Consider the following 9018-nt stretch of genomic DNA (forward strand, 5'->3'; position numbering starts at 1 on the left):
CGGATCAGTTCCTTCAGTTTGCCGTGATCGGCTTCGACGACATTGTTCAAGTACTTGACCTGTCGATGCACCGTTTCCTCAGGGCATTTGCCTTCGGTCTTCAACTCCGAAATCGCGATGCCGTAGGTAGGCGCTTTGTCTGTGTTGATGACCCTCGGCTTCTCCCAAGCCTTGAAACCGTTCAACGCCTTTCCCAGGAAGCGCTTCGCCGCTTTGGCGTTCCGAGTCGGCGAGAGATAGAAGTCGATCGTGTTTCCTTCCTTGTCAAGCGCCCGGTACAGATAGGCCCACTTGCCGCGAACCTTCACGTAAGTCTCGTCCATTCGCCAGCGCCCTCGACATACATCTCCAGCATCGCCAGAACCGGCGCCTTTTCGCTGCGCTGGTAACGCTCGAACAACTCCGTCTGGAACTCGCCATCCCGGTCCTTCGGAACCATCAACTCCAGCTCGCCCACTCGCGTCTTCAGCGTCCGAGGCTTGTACCCGTTGCGCCAGCCGCGCCGCTCGCCGTTGCGCTCGTAGCTCCCTGCACCCAGAAAACTCGTCATCTCCGCTTCTAAAACCTGCTGCACGGGTCCGCTGCACCAGCTCGCGAAGAAAATCCTCTCCACCGAAGCCGCCTTGCAACCCGTCCACGATCCCAATACCCTGTCCCTTGAGGCAGAGTTGGCCAGCGTGGGTTGCGCGACCTCTGTGTTTCGCTCTGGGCTCTGTATGCTGCATCATTACGTTCCTGGTCGCTAGCTAGGACACGGCGTAGATCATGGTGCTTCTAATCGGGATGCGTAGTTTTCCATAACGTTGTTATCGGAAACAGTGTGGAGGGATTTGCAGAATCGCGCGTAGTAGCCGAAACCGTTTTTCGTGCAAATCGACTTCCGAACCAGAGAATCACTCGCTGTCGAACGAAGTCCGCAAGTTAGATACCACACCTTCTCCGACGACTCCGCGTATGATTGCCGACAAGATTCTTGAATTGGACATGGGTCGATGCAAGCAGTCGTCTATCGCCGTTACGGCTCTCCGGATGTGCTCGAATTCCAGGAGATCCCAAAACCCACGCCAGCAGAGGGCGAGGTCCTGATCCGGGTTCACGCCGCCTCGGTGAATCCGTATGACTGGCACTTCCTGCGCGGTACACCGTCGTTCATCCGCCTGTTTACCGGAATGAGCAGGCCGAAGTCTCCGCGGCTTGGCGCCGATGTCGCCGGGACAATTGAGGCAGTCGGTGCCAAGGTTGCACAATTCATGATCGGCGATGAAGTCTTCGGTACAGCCAAAGGGTCGTTTGCGGAATATGCTTGCGCTGTCGCATCGCAGCTCGCCGTGAAGCCGCAAGAGATTTCGTTTGAACAAGCCGCATGCCTACCTATCGCTGGAATCACCGCGCTGCAAGGCTTGCGTGACAAAGGCGATATCCAGACAGGACAAGCTATTCTCATCAACGGGGCAGCGGGCGGAGTGGGAACCTTCGCCGTGCAGATTGCCAAATCGCTTGGCGTGCGTGTCACAGGGGTATGCAGCACCGGTAATATCGACTTTCTCCGGTCAATTGGGGCGGACGAAGTGATCGATTACACGCGCGAGGATTTTGCCCGGTCAACCAAACTCTATGATCTGCTCTTTGATCTGGTCGGCAATCGTTCGTTAGCCGACTATTTGCGTGCATTGCATCCGCGCGGAACGTACATCTCGTGTGGCGGCGGCGGCCCAGAGAACAGCACATGGAATCTGCTCTCGGGATTGCTTGCGAATGCGATTCGGTCGCGTTTTGTCAGTCAGAAGATGCCTGGTCTGTTCGCCAAAGTCAATTCCGGGGATTTGGCAACTCTCGCCGCTCTAGTCCAGGCAGGAAAGGTAGTTCCCGTTGTCAACCGCACCTACGCTCTGCGCGAGATTGCAGAAGCTGTTCGCCAAGTGGAGTCCGGCCACGTTCGCGGCAAAGTCGTGATCGCCATCGCCTAGGAGTGCGTCCTTGCAACAAAAGCGACTTGTATGTTTCGGATCGTACCGCATTGAACCAATGGCCAGGACCGTACTGCCCCGAAAGCTTCTTGTCAGCGGAAAGAGTAGCGATACTAAGTGATCAAGCCAGCTCAGTTTCCGAAAACCGCCTGTGTTTCGGCAATCATTCCACTCGGATCGTCCGAGCGGTCGAAGTTGCCGACACCCCGTTTTTCGCGAACTCGAAGTCAAATAGTGTATTGGCCGGTGTCGCGGATGCCGAAACGCTTTGCCACCTCCCGTGGCAGTTGTACCCCGAGTTTTGCTCGGGTCATGGCAACATACAGCAGCCTCGCCTCCGAGGCGGTGGCCTTGGCCGCCTCCGCTGACCCGAGGCGCTTCGCTCTCAGGAAGCCAGCTTCAAAATCAGAGTCGAGATACACGTAGTCCCACTCTCTTCCTTTGGATCGATGAGCAGTCGAACAGATGACCTGCGCTGTCGACTCATTGGACTCACATTTAGAGAGCGCTCCCAAAATACGAGTCTCGTCGTGTTCCTGAACGAGATTGACCAGTGGTCGCAAGCCCTCACCCTCGGGCCGATTGCTGAAGCTCATCACGTCCTTCCATCCTTGGAACCCGACTAGTTCCGGGGACTGCCCAGGTTGATTTTGCTTCACTCGCTGAACATCTGCAAGGACACGCTCCAAGTCTTTCGTTCCGCCAACCACGGCACATCGCAAGTTTCGAGTAAGGCACCTAAGGACGTTGGACATCACTGCAGCATTGCTGCGAGCAAGTAGGGCGTCTGGCTTGACGCGACCAATGTGAGAGGAGACGGATGTAGAGCCACGAAGCGGCTCTCGGGAACCTAGCGTTCGAAGGACGATAGTCGCCGCCGCCGCGATCTCACGACCAAAACGAAAGGACTGTGACAGTAAGCAGCGATGGCGTGTTTGAACCTGGTCCATTGCGTTCACAGCCCCGCGCCACTCATAGATCTGCTGGTTCGCGTCGCCCACATAGACAATCTGGCAATCTGATCGATTTAGCACTTCTAACAGGACTGGGTTTAGGTCCTGCGCCTCGTCGACCATGATGTAGTCAGCCTGTGCGAGAGGATTCGACAGCGCCCATAGTTTTAGATAGCCATCATGCCCGAGCGGCAGCCCCTTAGATCGGTCGAGCATGTTCGACCAAAGATATCCAAGGTGCTCAGCGACCTGTTTCGCAAAGCTTTCGAACTGTTCAGAGCTCAGCCGCTCAAAGGCTCCACAGCGGGGGACATGCAACGTCGAGGGAGCCGCATCGCGACTTTGCAGGAACAGCTTCAAACCGTCGCGAAGGACGGCAGCGTAAGACTTCTGCTCAAGCACAACTCCTGAATGGAAGGTAATCTCTTCCGGCAGACGAAATGCCTGGAGGATCAGGTTGGGTGTCAGGCTTTCCGTGAGCTTCCACTCTGGATAGCGCAAGCTCCTTCGAACTGCCCGGAACGCGATCGAGTGCGTCGTTGCACATTTCACATGCGCCGGGAAACGCCCACGGGCTTCGGAAGCAATCGAGCGATTGAAGGCTAAGTAGAGAGCCGAAGAGGGCTTGCTGCCAGCCAGCATCTTCAACGTAGTTGTTTTGCCCGCTCCCGCATAGGCGTCGATCCGGAGATTCCCGCCGGCAAGAAAAAGCTCGACTGCGAGGCGCTGCTCAGCAACGGGTTGAAGTGAGGGTGGATCTGCATGCAACATTCATGACTGATCCTATTCGTTCCATGGTGATTCGCTCTCGGCTGTAAAAGACCGCGCGACCCTATCGTCGCTTATGCTCAAGTTGAGAGAAGGCGGGGTGACTCTGGGCGCGTTGGGTGGTACCGTATAAGTAATTGATTGCAAATCACTTACGTCCGATAACGCATCTTATGTATAGTTGGCTTTTTAGACACTCGATAAACTCGGGAGTGATGTCCACAAGCAGCGAGTCCACGGAGAATCTCGTCGGCAAGCTGCATGTTAGATGGTTCATCAGCACGGATAAATCGCTAAGCCTCGAAGGAGATCAACACGATCGAGCCGCGTCCAGCTATGGAGGGATTGGCCACTTCCTTCTTATTCACCACGCAAGGCCTCTACGGGGTTCATAAAAGCAGCGCGGGTCGCGGGAACGAGGGTTGCAGTCAAGGTGGCCATCGTAACGACTGCGGCCACAACCAAAATAGTTGAGGGATCGGACGCGGTTATTCCAAATAACAAGCTGCGCATGGACATCGAAATCGCCAAGGAACATGCAACACCTAAGGCAAGCCCTATTGTTATTAGCCAAATGAACTCTTTGAGAAAGAGTTCGAAGATTGCTTTCCGCTGTGCCCCCAAGGCCATGCGAATGCTGATCTCCCAGGTTCTTTGGCTGACCGAATAAGTGACTAATCCATACAGTCCTATCAGGCTGAGGATCATCGCTAGCAAGGCTAGACTGCTCATGAACCAAGCTGCGGATCGATGCAAGTAGGATGACTCAGATCGATCAATCTCCTCATTCATGGAAACAAGATCGTAGGTAGAGATGTCTGCGTCTAACCGATGAATGGCAGCGACCAACAGCGGGAGGAGGGTTTTGTCAGTCCGTGAGCTTCGAACAATAAGCGAATAGCCAGTCACCGGCGCTTGATTGAAAGGTACGTACAAAGCGGGCCAGATATCTTCATCGAGGGAGCCCTCTCTAACATTTGCGACAACACCCACGATCTCTCGAACAACTGAAAGATCGGCATTACCGATTCGCTTCCCGATGGGGTTCTGACCTGTAAAGTATTTTTCTGCCAGCGCCATGTTGATGATTGCTATAGGTGGCTTATTAGAATCATCGCTTTCTGAAAAGAAACGTCCCTTCAGCAGTGTGGCATCGATGGTTCTGAAGAAGTCAGGACTGGTGACTCGATACCCCACTTCATTGTGCTCTCCATGAAAAGGTGCATCGAGGACCCTGATCAACGTCTCCGGTCTATTGTCACTGACAGGTAAATGACCGACCCCGACTCCTATTACACCGGGAAGTTGCTTGATTGTTTCAGTGATGCTTTTCTCTAACGCCGCTTGCAGGACAGGAGTGCCATACGTCTTTGTTGGGCTCAGAATCGTTAGCGTTGAAAGGTTTTGAGGCGAAAAGCCCAAGGGGACCCTAAGCAAACGGTAGAGGCTTTTACCAAGAAGGCCCGCATTGACCAGTAAGACGACCGCCATCGCCAATTCAAGGACAACGAGCGCTGATATTAAGCGACGCCACCCAGGATCTCTTATAGTTCTAGTCCCCACGCTCAAATCTGCTTGCAAGCGGCTTGAACGCAAACGCGCCATGGGAGCAGCCGAAAACACCGCAACCAAGCAAAGGAACACCACCAGGGCGAAGGTTAGAGCGTGGAATGAAAGGTGAACGCCACGGAGATAAGGCATCTCGAATAACGTTTCTTCAGGTATGAACGCTTTCATGCTTCTGACCGCCAAGATTGCAAGCACTAAACCAGAGCTGACCCCTGCCCCTGCCAATAGCACTCCTTCAGTCACAAATTGAATCAAGAGGCGCGCACGAGATGCCCCAAGGGCTCCCCGAATGGCGATTTCTTGCGATCTTCCTCTGGATTTGACAATGATAAGACTTGTCACGTTTGCGCCTGCGATAAAGAGAAGGAGCAAGACGAAGCCAAAAAGAAAGGTCACAATGGAAGTAACGCTTCCAAACGTAGCGTCCGCTAAGGAAACAACCCTGACTGTCTTCCCTGCATTGGAATCCGGATACAGCTTGGAGAGACTTGCAGCGATAGCTGTCAGGTTGGCTCTTGCGCTATCGATCGGAGTCTTCTCTCTCAGGAGAGCAACACAGAACCAGTTGTGATAGTTACGTCTCCGATCAGCCTTGTTGAGGCTCCCCACAGGCGTCCAAAATTGGGCGAGGCCTCTTGGTGCAAAATAGAAATCTTCCGGCAATACGCCAATCACCGTATAGGCCTTATCACTCAGGATGATCTGTGATCCTATTGCGTCACCCCGTCCCGCGAACCACTCTCGCCACGCATCAGCACTCAAAAGCACACTGGGCGTGGCTTCCGGCGAATCTTCACCTTGGTAGAAGTCTCTCCCGAGCTGTGGAGAGACGCCCAATGTGCGAAAGAAATCATCGCTTACCCGTGTTCCCGAAACCTGGGCGGTAGCTAGCGCCGTCTTCGCCGTGTACGAGGTAGGCGTCCAGGCTGACAGTGAAATGAAGGCACTGTTGAGTCTTTTCCAATCCAAGTAATTTGGGTAAGAAGTGAGGTCTCGTAAAAGCAGAGAGGAGCTTTCCGTCACGTCCACCAGACGGTTTGGATGAACATAGGGCAATGGCTTGATGAGCACTGCGTCAACACACATGAAAACAGCCAAGCTTGCGCCGACGCCTAATGCCAACGCTAAGATTGCAGCCGTCGTAAAACCAAAGCTCCGTCTTAGTTGTCGAATCGAGAAGCGGCAGTCCGCAGCGACCGTTTCAACCAGAAGAACGGTATCGATTGCAGCAGTGCGCTCCCTGATGCTTGTGGGATTGCCGAATCTCAGAAGCGCATCCCGACGAGCGACATCCGGGTCCAGGCCAGCGGCGACACTATCGGCTATCCGCATCTCAATGTGAGAATTCAGCTCATCTTCGATCTCTTTGGAGAGAGCCGAGCGGCCAAAAAGTGTCTTCATTCGGGCGAATAGGGACATCGGAGTGCCTCAGGCATATTGCATTAAGGACCGAATACCACGGACAAGCTGATTAAAGCTATTCTCGGCATCGGCTAGATGCTTCTTCCCTGCCGGCGATAGTCGGTAGAATTTCGCTTTGCGATTTGTCTCGGTGAGAGCCCACTCCGACTTGATCCAGCCATTTTGTTCCATCCTGTGAAGTGCCGGATAAAGTGAGCCCTCTTCTACGTGGAGGAGGTCTTCAGATGCTCTTTGGATGTGAAGCACGATTCCGTAGCCATGCAGATGACCAACCTGCGAAAGAGTCTTGAGCACCAACAGATCCATTGTGCCTTGGAGATCATTCTTCCCCAAACGCGGCCACCTTTGGCAGACCCTGAGAAAGGGTCAATCCTTAGCGACAGGATAGAAATACAACACCTAGTTGTCAAGGGGTATCATGGAGACCACATATTCGTAACGCAACGCTGGCTTCATCTGTGAAACATTCGGTTCTAGAGAGGCTCCACATGCGATCAATTGGCTTGATCTTCCTCATCGCGACTGCCTGCTTGGGAGCGCTCGCGCAGGTAACGACAACAGATGTGTCTGCACATCGGGTAGAAATGGTAGCAGTAGAGCCTGGAGTCAAGCTCGAAGTTCTGGACTGGGGTGGGACAGGCGAACCACTCGTTTTCCTGGCAGGGCTAGGGGGTACAGCACACAGCTTTGATACGTTCGCCATGAACTTTACCAAAGATCATCACGTCTACGGGATTACTCGCCGGGGATATCCAGCTTCGGACGTTCCAGAACCAGTGAATGACAACTACGACTCAGATCGTCTCGGGGATGATGTCCTTTCCGTGCTCACCGCTCTCAAGATAGAACGCCCAGTGTTGGCGGGTCATTCTTTTGCGGGCGAGGAGATGAGTTCGATAGCAACCCGATTTCCGAATCGGGTTGCAGGGCTAATTTACCTCGATGCAGCAAATCGGTACGCCTTCTCTCCAAGTGATCGAGGAGACTTCCAGATTGACACTCTTGAGCTAAAGCGACGCCTGAATGATGTGCTGAGCGCTATATCTCCAACCGAGACCAGGGCAGCAATTGACGCAGTGATCGGTGCACTCCCGCAGTACGAGAAAGACTTGCAACAACAGACGAGAGACTGGGCCCATGCGCCAGACATGGCCCCAACAGCATATGCGGACGTTGTCAAGGAACGGGCCACGCCTGAAGGAAAGATTGAGATAGCTGCCTTGCATGGTGAGCGACGCTATACACAGATCAACTGTCCGGTGCTTGCGATCTTTGCCCTGCCCCACGATCATGGGCTTCCTCCTGGCCCCGAGCGGGATGCAGCAGACGCATGGGATCTAAAACAATTTGGACCTTTGGCAGACAGCTTTGAGGCTGGGGTTCCAACAGCGCGAGTGGTACGGATTCCCCACGCACAGCATGCGGTCTACAAGTCGAATGAAGCCGAGGTAGTCAAAGAGATGAAGGCATTCCTCAAACGGCTTAACTAAACGCGTCACGTTATCCCCAAGTGCGACGCGAACCCTCTCTTGGGCCTCAGGCATCCTGCCTACCTGCGAACCGCTGGCATCGTCTTAGCCGTCGCGAGGGCATCGTCAACTTAACGGTCCGATGTGCATCCTCGATCGGGCAAGAGGTTTTTGCGAGACGATGTTCTACGGAAGTGCCACGCCAAGAGCCGTAGCGCGCCAGAGTTGAAGTGCCTGCGTGAGCCGACGTCGATAGCAGGCTGCTGAGAGCAGATGGCGACGGAAGCGGAAAGCGGTGTTGATGGATTCGAAGGTGGAGAAAACGTTGTGCCTGTTCGGGGTTCTGGAAACGCTTCATCTGCCTTTCGCGAGTCCGTGTAGGCTGATGGGAGTTTTCACATCGATTGTTCAGATAACGACTCTGTCGGTGTTCTACCTCGGACAGGATCTGTCTCTTGGCTGCCGCGTAGCTTCGCAGCTTGTCCGTGATGATCACGCGCGGAGCTCCTCCCGCGGCACACAATAGCCTACGAAAGAAGCGCAGTGCCGCCCAGCGGTCCCGCTTCGGCTGGACCAGAATATCGATGGTGACGCCGTTCTGGTCCACAGCCCGCCAGAGGTAGTGCTGAACGCCGTTCATCTTGAGGAAGACTTCATCCAGGTGCCATTTCGAACCGATGCGAGGCCGACTCTTTCGAAGCTGCGCAGCATAAAGGGTGCCGAACTTCCGACACCATTCCCGGACGGTCTGGCTCTGTTGCAAGTTTTCGGTGGTCGCGTGAAGATGGGCTGAACCCGAGCGGAGCTGGTCATGTCAGAGTTCAAGTGGCGTCAATTTGAAGGCGAGATCATCCTTTGGGCGGTGCGTTG

Annotated in this window: 6 protein-coding genes and 2 pseudogenes; 2 read left to right on the top strand and 6 right to left on the bottom strand. The window is 54.3% G+C overall.

The annotated features are described in order from the left end of the window. Together HDF16_RS29440 and HDF16_RS29445 are read right to left on the bottom strand one after the other, a co-directional pair. Window positions 1–329 (bottom strand): annotated as a pseudogene (locus HDF16_RS29440) (IS6 family transposase); the annotation flags it as partial. A gap of 2 nt (window positions 330–331) precedes the next feature. Continuing rightward, window positions 332–629: pseudogene (locus tag HDF16_RS29445) on the bottom strand (transposase); the annotation flags it as partial. Between the two features lie 363 nt (window positions 630–992). Between HDF16_RS29445 and HDF16_RS29450 the strand changes: the two are divergent. Next, entirely contained in the window at window positions 993–1967 is a 975-nt protein-coding gene (locus tag HDF16_RS29450; protein WP_184224415.1) for an NAD(P)-dependent alcohol dehydrogenase, read from the top strand. Between the two features lie 227 nt (window positions 1968–2194). Here the strand turns inward: HDF16_RS29450 and HDF16_RS29455 are convergent, their stop codons facing one another. The 3 genes from HDF16_RS29455 to HDF16_RS29465 all read right to left on the bottom strand — a co-directional run bounded on the left by HDF16_RS29455 (window position 2195) and on the right by HDF16_RS29465 (window position 6985). Further along, the gene (locus tag HDF16_RS29455) at window positions 2195–3691 is read right to left on the bottom strand and encodes a UvrD-helicase domain-containing protein (protein WP_184224417.1); all 1497 of its coding nucleotides are present in this window, start codon (window positions 3689–3691) and stop codon (window positions 2195–2197) included. A 357-nt stretch (window positions 3692–4048) separates the two neighbouring features. Next, window positions 4049–6676 (bottom strand): ABC transporter permease, encoded by a 2628-nt coding sequence (locus HDF16_RS29460; protein WP_221313412.1) that lies wholly within the window; start codon window positions 6674–6676, stop codon window positions 4049–4051. Window positions 6677–6685: 9 nt separating this feature from the next. After that, window positions 6686–6985, bottom strand: a complete 300-nt coding sequence (locus HDF16_RS29465) for a PadR family transcriptional regulator (RefSeq protein WP_246410488.1) — start codon at window positions 6983–6985, stop codon at window positions 6686–6688. A gap of 197 nt (window positions 6986–7182) precedes the next feature. On the opposite strand from HDF16_RS29465, the gene HDF16_RS29470 reads away from it, so the two are divergent. Next, entirely contained in the window at window positions 7183–8169 is a 987-nt protein-coding gene (locus HDF16_RS29470) for an alpha/beta fold hydrolase (protein WP_184224423.1), read from the top strand. Window positions 8170–8215: 46 nt separating this feature from the next. Here HDF16_RS29470 and HDF16_RS32320 read toward each other — a convergent pair whose 3' ends face one another. Beyond that, a complete protein-coding gene (locus HDF16_RS32320) occupies window positions 8216–8911 on the bottom strand; it encodes an IS6 family transposase (RefSeq protein ID WP_184224425.1) in 696 nt (231 codons plus the stop codon). Between the last annotated feature and the right edge of the window lie 107 nt (window positions 8912–9018).

The organism is Granulicella aggregans (assembly GCF_014203275.1).
Classification (GTDB): Bacteria; Acidobacteriota; Terriglobia; order Terriglobales; family Acidobacteriaceae; genus Edaphobacter.

What these genes read in the sequence shown, in the direction of transcription:
- HDF16_RS29450 (WP_184224415.1), top strand. Translation starts at nt 993, where the DNA reads ATGCAAGCAGTCGTCTATCGCCGTTACGGCTCTCCGGATGTGCTCGAA.
- HDF16_RS29460 (WP_221313412.1), bottom strand. Translation starts at nt 6,676, where the DNA reads ATGTCCCTATTCGCCCGAATGAAGACACTTTTTGGCCGCTCGGCTCTC.
- HDF16_RS29465 (WP_246410488.1), bottom strand. Translation starts at nt 6,985, where the DNA reads ATGGATCTGTTGGTGCTCAAGACTCTTTCGCAGGTTGGTCATCTGCAT.
- HDF16_RS29455 (WP_184224417.1), bottom strand. Translation starts at nt 3,691, where the DNA reads ATGTTGCATGCAGATCCACCCTCACTTCAACCCGTTGCTGAGCAGCGC.